The following is a 15,164-nucleotide window of genomic DNA, read 5'->3' as shown; positions in this document are numbered from 1 at the left end:
GGCTTTTAACGGAGATGGTCGGTGTTGGTGATCGAAAGGAGGTGACTGTCCTAAGCCTTTGAATGGTACTTACCATCAATTCCCCCTCATTTGAAAGTGTTTGTATTCACCTAGTTAAATTTTTTCCAAAAAGGAGAAGAAGGTCATGAAAAGGGTTATTCCTGTATTCTCAATGCTAGTCGTGTTGACAATGATCATCGCGGCTTGTGCTCCTGCTGCCACACAACCTCCCTCTGAACCCCAGGTTGAAATCAGGGAGAAAACGGTTGTTGTCGAAAAAACAGTCGTTGTTAAGGAGGAAGCAGAAAAGAAGATCACAATAGGTTATGGCGCTCCTGAATTATCGGGCGGCCAGGGTGTGATCATGAATGGTATGGTTACAGGTGCTCAGCAAAAGAATTGGGCAGTGGTAACCACCAATGCAAATTTTGATGCATCCGCTCAAGCGAATCAGATTGATTACTTCATTTCGCTCGGTGTGGATGCCATTGTTGTAGTGCCTGTTGATAGTCAGGCAATCTGCTCCTCGGTACGCAAAGCCAAAGGAGTTGGGATTCCTTTCTTCACCATTGATCGCGCTCCAATTGGTTGTGAAATTGACATGACAGTCCAATCTGACAACTATCTGGCAGGTAAACAAGCTGGCGAGGCAATGGTCAAATTACTAACCGAAAAATATGGTGAACCCAAAGGCCTTGTTTTGGAGCTTCAGGGAGATTTAGGCCAAAATGTTGCCCAATTGCGCGGCGCGGGTTTCAATGATGTCCTCAAGAATTATCCAAATATCAAGATCATTGCCAAACCCACTGAATGGAAGGCTGAGAAATTCTCACAAGCCACTTTGGATGTAGTATCTACCGAACCAATTGATGGGATTTACATGCACTCGGATTGTGTGGGTGTCAAAGTTGTCCTCTCAGCCCTCGAGCAATTGGGTAAGAAATTCAAAGCGGGTGAAGAAGGACATATTTTCCTCACAGGAGTCGATGCTTGCCCGGATATGCTTCAAGCCATTCGTGATGGCTATGCTGATCAGGCATCCAGCCAACCCTTGCCCGACTTTGGAGTCGTCATTGCCGATTATATTGAGAAGACTCTGAAGGGGGAAGCCATCACGGAAGGGCAAGTGGTCAAAGAAGGTGCACTGTGGTCGCCTGCCAGTATTGTGAAATCTGAAACTGGATTTATGATGAATCTGGCAACCACCAGTGTGTCTAAGGAGAATGCAGCGGACCCCGCTTTATGGGGAAATCAAGCCAAGTAGACCTTGAATTTGGCTGTGCTATGGGCGGCAGCTATTGCCGCCCATAGCAACACCCCTTTATTAATAATTTTCTGCAATCTGGTTTCAATTGAAAGGTTACCCAATGAATAAAGAGAAGGTCAATAGTTTATTCCTCTTATTAGTGGATAACTTGGTTTGGGTTTTTGTGATTATTTCTCTAATAGTCTTCTCATTAATTTCTGAGAACTTTTTTACACCCTTTAATTTGGTCAATATTTTATCTCGAGTTGCGCCTCTGGCTTTACTCGTAATTGGTCAGTCTTTTACATTAATCACTGCTAATTTTGATCTTTCTTCTGAGTCCACCATGGGTTTTACGGCAATGGTAGCGGCTCTTCTATTAGCCAGTCAGGTGAACGGTGGTTTCGGAGTAGAACTTAATCCCTTCTTGGGAATGTTGATTATGTTGTTGGTAGGGGTCTTGATTGGCGCTCTCAATGGCGTCTTCATTACCAGGTTAGGAATGAATAATTTTATTATGACGGTTGCGATGCTGATGATTTTAAGGGGGGCCACCTATGCTATCTCCCCCGGAAAAAGTGTCAATTTTCTTCCAGAGGAGTTCAACTGGTTAGGAGGTGGTTCGCTGTTTCGATTGCCTTTAGAAAATGGTAAATTCGTGGCTGTTCCTGTTGCCATGTTTTTTGTCATATTGGCTTTCTTAGTTGCACATATTATTACAAAATACACGCGATTCGGGCGAGATATGTATGCCGTTGGATCTAACCGCCAAGCAGCTGAAGCGGCCGGAATTGATTCAAAAAGGGTGATCTTACTGGTTTACATGGTGAGTGGTTTATGTGCTGCTTTGGCGGGGTTATTGGATGCAGGCCGTATGGATAGTGCTACTCCTCGAACTGGAGCCGGATTGATTTTCCCCGTCCAAGCTGCGGCTGTTATTGGTGGTATTAGCCTATTTGGAGGACGAGGTAATCTAATTGGTGCTTTTGGAGGGGTTTTGTTGTGGGGTATCCTGGACACTGGTTTGAATATTGCCAGGGTTTCCCCCTTCTGGATCGAAGTAAGTCGAGGTGCTCTTCTACTCTTTGCGATGTTTATTGATGCCTTGAAGGTGCGTTATCTTCATCGGGTAGCATTGAAAAAAGTTCTGGCTACTTCCACCGTTGGATTGAAAGACCCACTTCACCAAGTGGATTAAACCCTATGGATAAGAGGTTGTTCATGGAAAGCACATTAGAAAATGTAATTTTGGAGATGAAAGGTATTTCAAAAGCTTTCCCCGGTGTTCAAGCACTGAGCAATGTGGATTTAACGGTTTTTGCGGGTGAAATTCACGGCTTGGTTGGAAAAAATGGTGCAGGAAAATCTACTTTAATGGCGATCCTGATGGGTTTGCAACCAATGGATAGCGGCACATTAAGAATTGGAGGCCGCCAAATAATTAATGTGACCCCACGCGAAGCCCTTGAAGCGGGGATTGCCTTTGTTCCCCAGCAAGTGCGAATGATGGATAGCTTAACGGTTGCTGAAAATATTCTGGCTGGAAATTTACCAGTGAATCGGTTTGGATTGGTAGATTGGGAGATGGCTTTCAAAGATGCAGAAGAACGTCTACATCGTTTGGGACTGGAGATGGATGTTCGCCAACGGGTTGAAGGTTTAGGTGTCGTTGAACAGACGATGCTAGCGATTGCAAAGGCTCTTTTCGGTAATTCACATTTAATTATTTTGGATGAGCCAACCGCTGCCCTTGCACGTGCCGATATTGAACGACTTTTTGGGTTTATTCGCTCTCTCAAGAAGACAGGTGTTGCATTTATTTATATCTCTCATCACCTGGAAGAAGTTTTTGAGATTTGCGATCGAGTCACTGTATTGCGAAATGGCGAGCGAGTAGGCACCTACGCCGTAAAGGAATTGGATATTCCTCACTTGATTCGATTAATGGTGGGTGAAGACATACGCGAATATGAGAGGAAATCTACCTGTCAGGAAGAAGTGGTTTTAGAAGTAAGGAATCTTACCCGACGAGGATTTTATGAAGATGTCTGCTTCAAGGTGCGAAAAGGTGAAATTGTGGGTCTTTCCGGTCTTGCTGGCAGTGGAGCGCCGGCAATAGGCCGGGCATTATTTGGGCTTGAGCGGCGAGGTATTGGAGATGTTTTTGTCAACGGTAAACCTTTTAATGCGCGAAATCCTCGTGAAGCATTGGACAACGGATTAGCCTATTTGCCCCAGGATCGTTACCGGTTTGGTCTGGTTGGTATTCGATCGGTCAGAGAAAATGTTACCTACACAATTATTCACAAGCTCCTGGGTTTTCTTCGATTTATCAATTTTGTTGAGGAACGTTCGGTTGTGGAAAAATATATTGAAGAATTAGGCATAGTTTGTGATTCGATGGAAAAAAGAACAAATCTATTGAGTGGTGGAAATCAACAAAAAGTTGTGTTTGCTAAACTTGCCGCCACAAGGCCGTCCGTGCTGATTTTACACGAACCCACTCAAGGAATTGATGTTCGAGCCAAATTAGACATTTATCGGATTGTGGATGAAATGGCTTCGCAAGGAATTGGGGTCTTGATCATATCATCCGAAGTTCGAGAATTGTTGGGTGTATGTGATCGTATCCTTGTTATGTATAAAGGACGAATAAGCGCCGAGTTTTATGTTGGTGAGGAACAGGCAACCCCCGAAAATATACTTTTAGCAATAGAAGGAGGAAACATTCATGATCAGAAACAGGTGGTTACAATTCATTCTTGATCACTTGATTTGGTTCATACTAATACTGGTTGTTGCTTTCTTTACTCTCAGGATTGGTGGAAAGTTTCTTAGCAGTGTCACCTTAGTGAATGTTCTTCTTCACGCAAGTGTTTTAGGAATATTGACCATTGGGCAAACCATTTGTTTGTTAAGTGGAAATTTTGACCTCTCTGCAGAAGGAATTGTATCTCTGTTAACGGTTTTGGCAGCCTGGTTGATGTTACCTTATAGGGAAATGACACTTGCTCAAGCTGGTGGGGTGGGGTGGGAGCTTTCACCTTATATTGTAATTCCCATGATGTTGGTATTAGGCACCTTGATTGGTTGGATCAACGGTGTGTTAATTTCCCGTCTTAAGATGAATAACTTTATTGTTACTTTAGCGATGCAATTGTTCTTAAGGGGAATTGCTTATGTTATCAGTCTTGGGGCAATTATGCCGGGGACACCAAAGGACTTTAACTGGCTGGGAGGAGGCCGTATCGGTGTTGTCCCCATTTCGGTGATCGTAACAATCTTGCTGTTTCTGGCCTTTGAATTTTTTATCCGCTATGCGCGATTTGGACGAGAACTTTATGCGGTTGGCGCGAACCGGGATGCAGCCAGAGCTTCAGGGTTTAATCCTGAACGCACCGTCATTAAAGCATACATGATTGGCGGTTTGATGGCTGGTTTAGCTTCTTGGATGCTGTTAGGAAGACTAGAAGTATCAACCCCGACGCTCGGACAAGGGATGACTCTGGAAACTGTTGCTTCTGCAGTGATTGGAGGGGTAGCGTTATCGGGCGGGTCTGGAAGCATTATGGGTGCATTTTCAGGAGTATTGCTGCTTTCGGTGGTCGACACCGGGTTGAATATGATGGAGGTAGACCCGTTTTGGATTACAGGGATAAGAGGCTTAATTATTCTGGTTGCCTTATTGATTGAGGCCCAAAAATCTCGAATACGATTAGGTGTGCCAGCAAGTTCCATCAAGATTTCAGGTGTCGGTTCCTGAAAATTTCGATTTCGGTTTCTCTTTTCTCCTTTGCATAGAATGGTGAATTTGCTTAGCAGTTCGCCATTCTTATGCATTAAGATGCAAGTCATATTCCTTCAAAGGGGGATTGTTTGCCTTCAAAGGGGTTCTGAAAATTATAAATGGGTAAATCTGGGACGTGCACCTGGTCAGGAAGGCTCAACAACCAGCGGACCGCTTGAGCAATGACTCTGGGAGGAATCATTTTTTCGATTGTCTCTGGGGTCAAATTGGTTGGCATTTCTCTCCACCACGGCGTGTCTGTGGCAGCAGGTGAAATTAGATGGACATGAATATTAAATCGGCGAAGTTCTTCACTCATGGCGGCGGATAAACCTTCCAGACCCCATTTGGCTGCGCAATAGGCTGTTCGGTTATCTTCGCCTATTTTTCCTGCCAGAGAACCAATATTGACAATTCGTCCTTCTCCTTTACTTTTCATGTAGGGAACAACCGCGCGAGCAAATAGAAAAGCAGCCTTCAGAGTTGTGTCAATAGTCTGATTCCAAAATTCCTCAGTGGTATTCTCAATACTGGCGGGGGGACCCCAGAAAGCGGAATTGACCAGAATATCTATCTGTCCAAACCGATCGATTGTTTTCTTAACAACATCTTCCACTGCGGAGTTTTGTCGAATATCCACTGAGTGCCAAACCGCAACGCCGCCTAGTTTTTGAATATTTGAAGCAACTTCAGAAAGCTTTTGAGTCGATCGTCCTACCAGAACTATTCTTCCGCCTGCTTCTGCTAATTCGAGCGCGATGCTGCATCCAATACCACCACTGGCTCCAGTGACAATTGAAACTTTATCTTTTAGGTTCATTGTTTACTCCTTGTTTTCTAACAGACGAAGAGCGAGCGCATCATCCACAAAAAGGTGAGTTATTACCCCAATCCGCAACGCGGCTGCTACAGCACGGCTTTTTTCGACACCACCGGCTGCGGCAATTACATTTTTGGTATTAAGCAATTGCTCCATACTGATACCTATCAGCCGGTCCTTAAATTCTTGGGTTAATATTTTCCCCTCATTATCGAAGTAGTGAGCAGTGATATTTCCAACCGCTTTTTGTCTGATTAATTCAGAAAGATTCTCCTGACCTATATAAACAATTTGGTCTTCGATTAAGGGAATTGGCCCAATTCCAACGCAAACGTGAGACAAATGATTCCACCGAGAGATTACTTCCTGAGTGGTAATGTCCGCCATCAATGCATCTCGTAAACTTTTTGAACCCACAATTAGAGGTACAAGGAGAAAATAAGGAGTTGCGCTGAAAGCTCTGGCGGCTTGTAATACAATTTGATTCAATTGGGTATAAGTACCGGTTGAACTGCTTTCTCCTAATAAAGGAACAATATCAATATGACGAGGTTGGCTGGGGGCAAGAAGATTTACTACTTCCATTATTGTCCGTCCCCAGTCAAGACCTAGAATGTCACCGTCCTGAAGGACTCGGTCTAGGTATTGGGCTACCGCGTTTCCAAGCGCACGTCGAGTGAGAATGTTAGAAAGATGAGCGCTAGAGACCACTTCGACATGACGAAGGTGATACCATTCTTGAAGTTGAAATGCCAGATTTTGAAAAACATTTTTTGGATCGCGGATAGTAATTTGTACAATACCTTGCTCGCGTGCTTTTTTTAGATAAAGTGCAATCAGTGACCGTGATACACCCAAACGGTCTGCAATTTCTTGTTGTGACAAATTCTCCTCATAGTAAAGGTGGGCAACTTCAACTAAAGTTGCCATTAAATCGGGGCGTTCGATTGCCTTTTCAATTTCCATCAGGAATATCCATTATGCTCCAATATCATCATTTATCAGGGCACTCCGAAGAAATACGTCAGCCGCTGCCCCATAAAGTGCTGAATTTATAAAGCTTTCTTTGTATATTTTAAGATCTCGTTTTAATTCTTCTGACATTAGGAATTTTCTTATATAATGATCAACTCGTTCGACCAATTCAGGGCAGGCCTGAATCACTCCACCGCCCATGATAATCATTTCTAAATCAAGTGTGTTGACCACTCCGGAAAGATTGATTGCAATAAGACGCGCTACCTGTTCAATTATAGAAAGTGCAGCGGGATCTTTTTGATGGAATGCTTGAATTACTACATGAGTAGTTACCCGTTCACCATTACTTAAGGTGGCCATGATGGGGCTATGTCCTGCATCCACTGCAGCCTGACCGGCGCGAGCAATGGCAGGACCAGCCACGAAGGTTTCAAAACAGCCTCTTTGGCCGCAACCGCAGGGGAAACCGTCTTCGTCCCAAATGGTATGTCCAAATGGCCCTGCGAAACCATGATAACCATCATAGAGTTTCCCATCCAAAAAAAGATAACCCCCAAATCCTGTCCCGACTGTGCACCATAAAAAGAAGCGGGAATTTTTCGCCACTCCCCAGAGCCGTTCCGCGATTATTGCAGCTCGAACATCGGTGCCAGCGAAAACGGGCAATTTGAGTGCGTCTTTTACCATTGTACCAATCGGTACATATCGCCAATGAAGATTGGGAATTAATGTCGCTTCTCCATTTTCTTTATTCACGTTTCCACAAATGCTTAATCCTATACCGGCTATTAGTGGGTAATATTTTTTTGCATTTTCCACAAAGGGCGTTATGGAATCAATGATGCGGTGGACATCTGCTACCTTTTTTTTATCAAAAGGTACGGGAATGATATGAATATCATCCTTTATATTACCATGTATATCAAAAACTCCAAAGGCAATTTTTGTCCCGCCAATGTCTACCCCAATACTGTGATAGATATTTGATGCCATTGGTCTTCCTCGCTCTAAGTCTGGTTTATTTGTTCCGAAATTGTTCAACTAATTTTGGTTTACCGTCCACTGAAATTACTCGGTAAGAGAACCCTTTGGAGGCGACAATGTCGTAATCATGACCAGCACTTAAGTGGAATATTCCCATAAAAACTAACACATCATTACCCGTATTAACCACACGATGAGCCCACATGGGTGGAATATGTGTTACTACGCCGGCATTCCATTGAATGGCACGAAAGTCGCCCTCTAAGGTATCCAAAAGGAGGTAACCTTCTCCTTTCACACAATAATATACTTCGGCCTGATCTGGACGCTCATGTTTATGCCCTTTGGTCATGTGATATTCGTGTCCAATAATACCGGGGAAAATTTTTGTTACGGCTAATGCCATATCGGAATGGCTCGTAACAAATGGATAGTAGCGAATTTCGTAAATGAGGCGATCCTCTACTTCTAAAATCTTTTCGACGGCTTGATGGTCCTGGAACATCATTCTCAAGTCACTTAAATGACGAGGTGTGACTTGAGGACAGGGCTCAATCATTCCGCTTTCTGGCTGAAAATTCAGGCTTATTGGGAAATCAATTTCTTTTAGCATCATTTTATTTCTCCAAATTTAAAATTTTTGAATATCCATTAGATTTCATGGATCTTTGTGAGGTGGTGAATTTTTTCAATATCGGAGTAATAGCATTCGGCCGTCCTCTCTGTTAAAACTGTAGCTGCTCCCGCAGCGGCTGCCCATCTAAGAGCCTCTCGCCATGAATCACCCTGTGAAAGTCGCCAGGTTAATGCCGCAGAGGTTGCATCTCCCGCGCCAGCAGCATTGATGGGTTCTTGACGGGGAGCGACGGCAAAATAACTTCCCTGATCTGTGATAGCCAGAATACCATCTTCTCCACATGTAATCACCAGCGATGGAAGTCTAAAAGTCAAACGAATTTCTTGTCCAGCTTTCATAAGGGATGATATGTTTTGACAGTCCATATGAAAAGTCTGATTAAATTCAGGCCAATTCATCTTTAATACAGTGGGGGGAGTGATAATACATTGCAAAGCCGCTTCGCCTGAGCAATCCACCAGCACCGGAACTTGAGAATGTTTGGCTATCTGGTTTAGACGCCCATAAAAATCTGGAGAAATACCTTCTGGTAGAGATCCTGCAAGGATAACCCATTTTGCTTGAAGAAGGTGGTTTTTAAAGCGTCTGGTCAGCTCCTCTTGAGCTTCCATGCGAATAGAATAACCTCCAATCATAATATGGCTATGACGGTTGTAATCCTCTTCGACAATCAAAAGGGCTACTCGTGTTTCACCTTCAACCCAAATCAAATCGTGGATAATTCCATAGGATTCAATCAGACGCATTAACCGATTCCCATTGGCACCCGCAACAAATCCAAGAGCAACGGTTTGGAGGTTAATTGCTCGAAGTGCAACGGAAGTGTCAAATCCCTTACCCCCAACACTTTCGATAAATTTGGACGCCACCATGCGTGTTCCGGGAGAAAAACGTTTGATAAAACAAACTTGATCCAAAGCAGAATTTGCAGTGACAGTCAGAAACATTGTATTCATCTGCAGAGGTTATTCAAGCCATTTGGCTGCCAGCAGACACCAGGCATTCCAGTCGATTCTTTCAACGGCGTCAATTGCTGACCAAAGGTCTTTTGCAGCTACGATAATTCCATGATACGGGATTAAAACTGCGGCTGCCTGGATTCTTATTCGATCTTCTTTCCCAATTAAGCCAGCTACGATATTTTCTGCCAATTCCTGGCTATGAGCAGGTGCGGGTGAAACCACCTCGATCAACCCAAATTTTTGAGTTCCTTCGAGTACGGCTGGAATAGGACGAGATTTCATGCAAAAAGGAAGTACATGAAAAGGATGAGCGTGAATTATAGCTTGTACATCTGGAAATGTTTCATAGATCAGCAAATGAGCTTTACCTTCACGAGAAAATAAAGGCTGTTCACTCCAGTACTTGGAGCTTAATGGTCCGCTGAGGATTTGTTCGGAAGTCAATTGCCAGTGATGACGGCTGCCACTATATTTTGGGGTGATGTAGAGGGTGTTTCCTTCGCGAGCACTAATATTTCCACCGGACATATCGGTCAAGCGCCGTTCAAACATTCTACGGCCTATCTGGGCAATCATCTCAGGTATAGATTGCATCACGCACTTCCTCCAAGTCTTTTTGCTTGAAATATTATAACATAATATCAAATGACAGTAGCAAATGTTAATTAATTACTTCGCATTTCAATAAAAATCCCTCTTGACTTTCGCTTTCAATTTTGATATAAAATGTCCAATCATTCATACCAGAACGGCTGTGAAGGGAAAAAGTACGCTTTAGCCGCGGCGGCACAGAGAGCAGGGGTCAGGTGAAAGCCCTGCCCGTCCCGTAAGGCGGAATGGTTCCCGGAGCCGCAGGGTCAAAGGCTGTTACGCCGAGTATCCCGCGCCGGAGCTGCCACCGTTATCAGGGCAAAGGGTATCACCGGTTCATGCAACCGCGTACCCCACGAGTGAGGCTGGCTTCTTTCCCCGTCGTGTTCACTACGGGGTTTTTCGTTAAAATCCCATCACCAGCCTAAATTGGGTGGCACCGCGAGAAACCTCTCTCGTCCCAATGGACGGAGAGGTTTTTTGGATTAATGTAGATTGGAGGTGATGATCGCATGTTGAACAACCGCCCGCTCAACCCGGCCCCCCAGGTGGACCAGCATCCTTCTGCGCCGCTGGTGCGTACCCTGTCGGCCGACCTGGAAACGCCGGTTTCCATCTATCTTAAACTGGCGGATGGCAGCCCTTCCTTCCTGCTCGAATCGGTTACCGGCGGCGAGCAGGTTGCCCGTTATTCGTTCATTGGGGTGCGCCCGCGCCGTGTCTTTCTTTTGCAGGGGGATCGGCTGATCGTCCGTGAGGCGGACGGCCGTCAGCGCAGCCGCGCCGGCAACCCTTTTCAATGTCTGGAGGAGGAATTTCGCGCCCTTCAGCGTCCGGCAGCCCCGGGAATGCCGCGCTTCAGCGGCGGTCTGGTTGGTTATTTGGGCTACGAGATGGTGCGCTGGTTCGAACCGGGGGTCAGCCGCCTCCCGCTTCAAAACCAAATGCCCGACGGCGTGTTTTTGGAGGCCGACAGCCTGGTTGCATTTGACCATGCCTTCGGCAAGGTGATGCTCATCGTCCACCCCGACCTTTCGCTGCCCGAACCGCACCGCCAGCGCGAGGCCCTGCGCCGCCTGAATGAACTCCACAGCCGGATCAACCAGCCCATGCCTGTCCCGCCGTCCGCTTCGGCTGCCGGCATTCTCCCTTCCGAATGGCTTTCCATGCCGCGGGATGCCTTTTTAAGTGCGGTGATACAGGCGCAGGAAGCCATCCGCGCCGGTGAGATTTTTCAGGTGGTACTTTCGCAGCGCTTTACCCGTTCCACGCCGGCACGGCCGTTTGAAATTTACCGCGCTTTACGCCGTCTCAACCCCTCGCCGTATATGTTTTACTTCGACTTTGGCGATGCCGCGGGTGGGCAGCCGCTGCGGCTGATCGGCGCTTCGCCTGAAATGCATGTGCGCCTGAGCGGTGCTACCGCCACGCTGCGTCCCATTGCCGGTACGCGCCCGCGCGGAGCCACCCCGCAGCAGGATATGGAACTGGAACAGGATTTGCTGGCTGACGAAAAAGAACGCGCCGAACACATCATGCTGGTTGATCTGGCGCGCAACGATCTGGGACGGGTGTGCGAGTTCGGCAGTGTGCGGGTGCGCGAGCAGATGACCATTGAACGCTACTCGCATGTGATGCACATTGTCTCGCAGGTGGAAGGCCGCCTGCGCCCGGCGGCGAATGCCTTTGAACTCATGCGCGCCACCTTTCCGGCCGGTACGGTCAGCGGGGCTCCCAAAGTGCGCGCCATGCAAATCATTGCCGAACTGGAAGCCCACCCGCGCGGCGTTTATGCCGGGGCGGTGGGTTACTTTGCCTATGACGGCAGCATGGATACCTGCATTGCCATCCGCACGCTGGTCATGCAAGGCGAGCAGATTGCCCTGCAAGCCGGTGCGGGGATCGTAGCCGATTCTCAACCCGAACGGGAGTACGAGGAAACACTCAACAAGGCGCGCGCCCTGGCGCAAGCCGTTGAAATTGCCGAACGAAAGGAGACCGATGATGTTGCTCATTCTCGATAATTACGATTCCTTCACCTACAATCTCGCTCAACTCTTCGGCGAGCTGGGCGAGCAGGTACAGGTGGTGCGCAGCGATCAGGTCAGTCTGGCGGATGTCCTCGACCTGCACCCGCAGCGGATTGTCATTTCGCCCGGGCCGGGCGGGCCGCAGGATGCCGGCATCTCATTGGAAGTGATCCGCCGGCTGGGGGGTGTCATTCCCATTTTGGGGGTGTGTTTGGGGCATCAGTGCATTGGTGCGGTGTTTGGCGGCCAGGTGGTTCGCGCGCCGCGGCTGATGCACGGTAAAACCTCGCAGATTTTCCACAACGGTGAAGACCTTTTTGCCGGCCTGCCCAACCCGTTTGAAGCCACCCGCTACCACTCCCTGATGGTTGCCGAGCCGCTGCCCGAAGCGTTGATACCGACCGCCTTCAGCGAAGCCGGTGAATTGATGGCGCTCCGCCATCGTTCGCTGCCCATTTTCGGCGTGCAGTTTCATCCCGAATCCATCCTCACCCTGGCTGGAAGGCAAATTCTGGACAATTTTTTGAAATTAACCGTCAACCAGCCGGTTTATTCTTAATGTTTCTGTTTGGAGGAAGATCATGCTCAAGCCGTATCTTGCCAAAGTGATGAATTATCAACACTTGACCGCCGCGGAAGCCGAACAGGCCATGCACATCATCATGAACGGGGAAGCCACACCGGCGCAAATTGCCGGTTATCTGGTGGCTTTGCGCATGAAAGGCGAAACGTCGGAGGAAATTCTGGGCAGCGCCCGCGCCATGCGCGCTCATGCCCGCCGCGTGAACGTTCCCGGCGCGCCGCTGGTGGATACCGCCGGCACCGGCGGCGACGGCGCCCACACCTTCAACATCTCCACCGCGGCTGCCTTTGTCATCGCCGGCAGCGGACGGCGGGTTGCCAAACACGGCAACCGCGCCGCCTCTTCGCGCTGCGGCAGCGCCGATGTGCTGGAAGCATTGGGGGTGCGCATTGACCTTTCGCCTCAGCAGGTGGCGCAGTGCATCGAAGCGGAGGGCATCGGCTTTCTGTTTGCGCCAAACTTTCACCCGGCGATGAAACATGCCGTCAGCCCGCGCCGCGAGCTGGGTCAACGCACCCTGTTCAACCTGCTCGGCCCGCTTACCAATCCGGCCGGGGCTGCCTATCAGCTGCTCGGCGTTTATGACGCTGCCCTGGTTTCCACCCTGGCGCAGGTGCTGATGGAACTGGGCGCGGCCGGCGCGATGGTCGTCCACGGTTACGGCGGGCTGGATGAACTTTCCACCGGCGGCCCGAACCTTGTCAGTCTGATGGTCGGCGGCCGGGTGGACACCTACGAACTGGATGCCGCCGATTTGGGGCTGCGCCGCGCTGCTCCCGAAGACCTGCGCGGCGGTCAGCCGCAGGAGAACGCCGCCATTCTGCGCGCCATTCTCGAAAACCGCGATGACAGCCCGCGCCGCGATGTGGTGCTGCTGAACAGCGCCGCCGCCATTGCTGCGCAGAGCGGCGACCTGCGCGGCGCCCTGCAAGAAGCCGAACAATCGCTTTCCAGCGGTGCGGCCCTCGAACGGCTGGAAGCGCTCATCTCCTTCAGTCAAGAGGTGGCGGCATGAACCGCCTTGAAGAAATCATTGCCCATAAGTGGGCGGAAATCGGCCGCCGGCAGCGGCTGCGGCCGATGGAGGAGCTGGAAACTGCCGCGCTGGCTGCCCCACCCCCGCCTTCATTTGCGGCAGCTTTGCGCCGCCCGCCGGGCAGTCCCGTCCGCCTGATTGCCGAAATCAAACGCGCTTCTCCCTCGCGCGGAGCGCTGGCGGCGCAGCTGGATGTCCTTCACCTGGCGGAGATCTACCGGCAGAACGGTGCAGCAACCATCAGTGTGTTGACCGACAGCAGGTTCTTTTCCGGCAGTCTTGCCGACCTGCACAGCGTGGCCGCCTTGCCCGATTCTCCGCCGGTGTTGTGCAAGGATTTCATCCTTTCGCCGTACCAGATTCTGGAGGCGCGGGCTGCCGGTGCGTCTGCTGTGCTGCTGATTGCCGCCTGCCTCACGCCAGCCGATTTGATGCGCCTCTACGATTTCACCTGTCAGACCGGCATGGACGCGCTGATTGAGGTTCACTCCCTGCCGGAACTGGAAGCCGCCCTCAACTGCCGGCCGCAGGTGATTGGTGTCAACAACCGTGATCTGCGCAGCTTTGAAGTCAACCTGCAAACCTCCTTGAATCTCATTCAACACCTTCCGGCGGATATGGTGCGAGTGGCGGAAAGTGGCATTCACACCGCTGAAGACGCGCGGCTGCTGGCGCAAGCCGGTTTTGATGCCCTGCTGGTCGGCCAAGCGCTGGTCACCAGCCCCGATCCCGGCGCAAAGCTGCGCGAACTGCTGGGGAGGCCGGCATGAAAGTGAAAATCTGCGGAATCACCACGCTGGAGGATGCGCTCCATGCCGTTGAAGCCGGGGCGGACATGCTGGGTTTCAACTTCTTTCCACAAAGCCCGCGCTTCATTGATCCCCAGCGCTGCGCTGCGATTGTGGAAGCCCTGCGCGGCAGCGGAGTGGTGTGTGTGGGTGTGTTTGTCAATCTGCCTCCCGAAGAAGTCCGCCGCCTGATGAGCGCCTGTTCTCTTGACCTGGCACAGTTATCCGGCGACGAACCGGCCTGCGACCTGGCGCAGCTGGACGGGCTGGCTTTCAAAGCCCTGCGCCCGGCCGGCCGGGCGGATTTGGAACAGGCGCAGCAAACCTACCCGCCGCGCTCCTCCCCGCCGGCCTATCTGGTGGATGCCTTTCGGCCGGGCCTGTACGGCGGCAGCGGGCAGCCGGCAAACCTTGACCTGGCTGCCGACCTGGCGCGCCGCTGGCCGATTCTGCTGGCCGGCGGGCTGACCCCCGAAAACGTCGCAAAAGCCATTGCCCTTGTTCAGCCCTGGGGTGTGGATGTTGCCTCCGGGGTGGAAACGGCACCCGGGCGCAAAGATGCCGCGCGCCTGCGCGCTTTTGTCCACGCTGCGCGCAGCGCCTCTGCCGATCTTCAAACCAATCCAGAGGAGAATTTTCATGGAAACCGCTGTTTTTGAACCTGTTGCAAACCGCCCCGGCCGCTTTGGTAGATACGGCGGGCAGTTTATCCCCGAAACCCT

The 15,164-nt window shown here is 49.8% G+C and carries 15 protein-coding genes and 1 other annotated feature; of the genes, 9 read left to right on the top strand and 6 right to left on the bottom strand.

All coding sequences use genetic code 11. The features are described 5' to 3' along the window. Positions 1–145 precede the first annotated feature (145 nt). The 4 genes from VAE48_RS06795 (at position 146) to VAE48_RS06780 (ending at position 5,009) form a co-directional block, all read left to right on the top strand. A complete protein-coding gene (locus tag VAE48_RS06795) occupies positions 146–1,264 on the top strand; it encodes a sugar ABC transporter substrate-binding protein (RefSeq protein WP_322792562.1) in 1,119 nt (372 codons plus the stop codon). A gap of 103 nt (positions 1,265–1,367) precedes the next feature. Beyond that, positions 1,368–2,444, top strand: a complete 1,077-nt coding sequence (locus VAE48_RS06790; RefSeq protein ID WP_322792561.1) for an ABC transporter permease — start codon at positions 1,368–1,370, stop codon at positions 2,442–2,444. 23 nt (positions 2,445–2,467) lie between these two features. Further along, positions 2,468–4,012: a sugar ABC transporter ATP-binding protein gene (locus tag VAE48_RS06785; RefSeq protein WP_322792560.1), complete on the top strand. Its 1,545-nt coding sequence runs from the start codon at positions 2,468–2,470 to the stop codon at positions 4,010–4,012. Continuing rightward, a complete protein-coding gene (locus VAE48_RS06780; protein WP_322792559.1) occupies positions 3,978–5,009 on the top strand; it encodes an ABC transporter permease in 1,032 nt (343 codons plus the stop codon). The genes VAE48_RS06785 and VAE48_RS06780 overlap by 35 nt, the downstream gene beginning before the upstream one ends. 88 nt (positions 5,010–5,097) lie before the next feature. Here the strand turns inward: VAE48_RS06780 and VAE48_RS06775 are convergent, their stop codons facing one another. The 6 genes from VAE48_RS06775 to VAE48_RS06750 are packed head-to-tail and all read right to left on the bottom strand — an operon-like array spanning position 5,098 to position 10,008. Then, complete coding sequence (locus VAE48_RS06775) at positions 5,098–5,853, bottom strand: SDR family oxidoreductase (RefSeq protein WP_322792558.1); 756 nt, start codon at positions 5,851–5,853, stop codon at positions 5,098–5,100. A 3-nt stretch (positions 5,854–5,856) separates the two neighbouring features. Continuing rightward, complete coding sequence (locus VAE48_RS06770) at positions 5,857–6,819, bottom strand: sugar-binding transcriptional regulator (RefSeq protein ID WP_322792557.1); 963 nt, start codon at positions 6,817–6,819, stop codon at positions 5,857–5,859. 12 nt (positions 6,820–6,831) lie between these two features. Then, the gene (locus tag VAE48_RS06765; protein ID WP_322792556.1) at positions 6,832–7,824 is read right to left on the bottom strand and encodes an ROK family protein; all 993 of its coding nucleotides are present in this window, start codon (positions 7,822–7,824) and stop codon (positions 6,832–6,834) included. A gap of 25 nt (positions 7,825–7,849) precedes the next feature. Next, positions 7,850–8,431, bottom strand: coding sequence for a glucose-6-phosphate isomerase family protein (locus VAE48_RS06760; protein WP_322792555.1), 582 nt, complete (start codon positions 8,429–8,431; stop codon positions 7,850–7,852). 35 nt (positions 8,432–8,466) lie between these two features. Then, positions 8,467–9,408, bottom strand: a complete 942-nt coding sequence (locus tag VAE48_RS06755; RefSeq protein WP_322792554.1) for a hexose kinase — start codon at positions 9,406–9,408, stop codon at positions 8,467–8,469. Between the two features lie 9 nt (positions 9,409–9,417). Beyond that, on the bottom strand, positions 9,418–10,008 hold the full coding sequence (locus tag VAE48_RS06750; RefSeq protein ID WP_322792553.1) for a class II aldolase/adducin family protein: 591 nt from the start codon (positions 10,006–10,008) through the stop codon (positions 9,418–9,420). A 151-nt stretch (positions 10,009–10,159) separates the two neighbouring features. Next, positions 10,160–10,471, top strand: a binding site (T-box leader). A gap of 46 nt (positions 10,472–10,517) precedes the next feature. Between VAE48_RS06750 and trpE the strand changes: the two genes are divergently transcribed. The 5 genes from trpE to VAE48_RS06725 are packed head-to-tail and all read left to right on the top strand — an operon-like array spanning position 10,518 to position 15,101. Next, positions 10,518–12,029: an anthranilate synthase component I gene (gene trpE / locus VAE48_RS06745; protein WP_322792552.1), complete on the top strand. Its 1,512-nt coding sequence runs from the start codon at positions 10,518–10,520 to the stop codon at positions 12,027–12,029. Beyond that, positions 12,007–12,594 (top strand): anthranilate synthase component II, encoded by a 588-nt coding sequence (locus tag VAE48_RS06740; protein ID WP_416181032.1) that lies wholly within the window; start codon positions 12,007–12,009, stop codon positions 12,592–12,594. Before trpE ends, VAE48_RS06740 begins: the two co-directional genes overlap by 23 nt. A 22-nt stretch (positions 12,595–12,616) precedes the next feature. Beyond that, the gene (gene trpD, locus VAE48_RS06735) at positions 12,617–13,633 is read left to right on the top strand and encodes an anthranilate phosphoribosyltransferase (RefSeq protein WP_322792550.1); all 1,017 of its coding nucleotides are present in this window, start codon (positions 12,617–12,619) and stop codon (positions 13,631–13,633) included. Next, a complete protein-coding gene (gene trpC / locus VAE48_RS06730; protein WP_322792549.1) occupies positions 13,630–14,424 on the top strand; it encodes an indole-3-glycerol phosphate synthase TrpC in 795 nt (264 codons plus the stop codon). Before trpD ends, trpC begins: the two co-directional genes overlap by 4 nt. Then, entirely contained in the window at positions 14,421–15,101 is a 681-nt protein-coding gene (locus tag VAE48_RS06725) for a phosphoribosylanthranilate isomerase (RefSeq protein ID WP_322792548.1), read from the top strand. The genes trpC and VAE48_RS06725 overlap by 4 nt, the downstream gene beginning before the upstream one ends. Positions 15,102–15,164 lie beyond the last annotated feature (63 nt).

Origin of the sequence: Bellilinea sp. (assembly GCF_034432615.1) — a bacterium.
In the GTDB taxonomy this organism is placed as follows: domain Bacteria; phylum Chloroflexota; class Anaerolineae; order Anaerolineales; family Anaerolineaceae; genus Bellilinea.
Note: the sequence above shows the minus strand (reverse complement) of the source record. Positions and strands in the feature narration are given on the sequence as shown.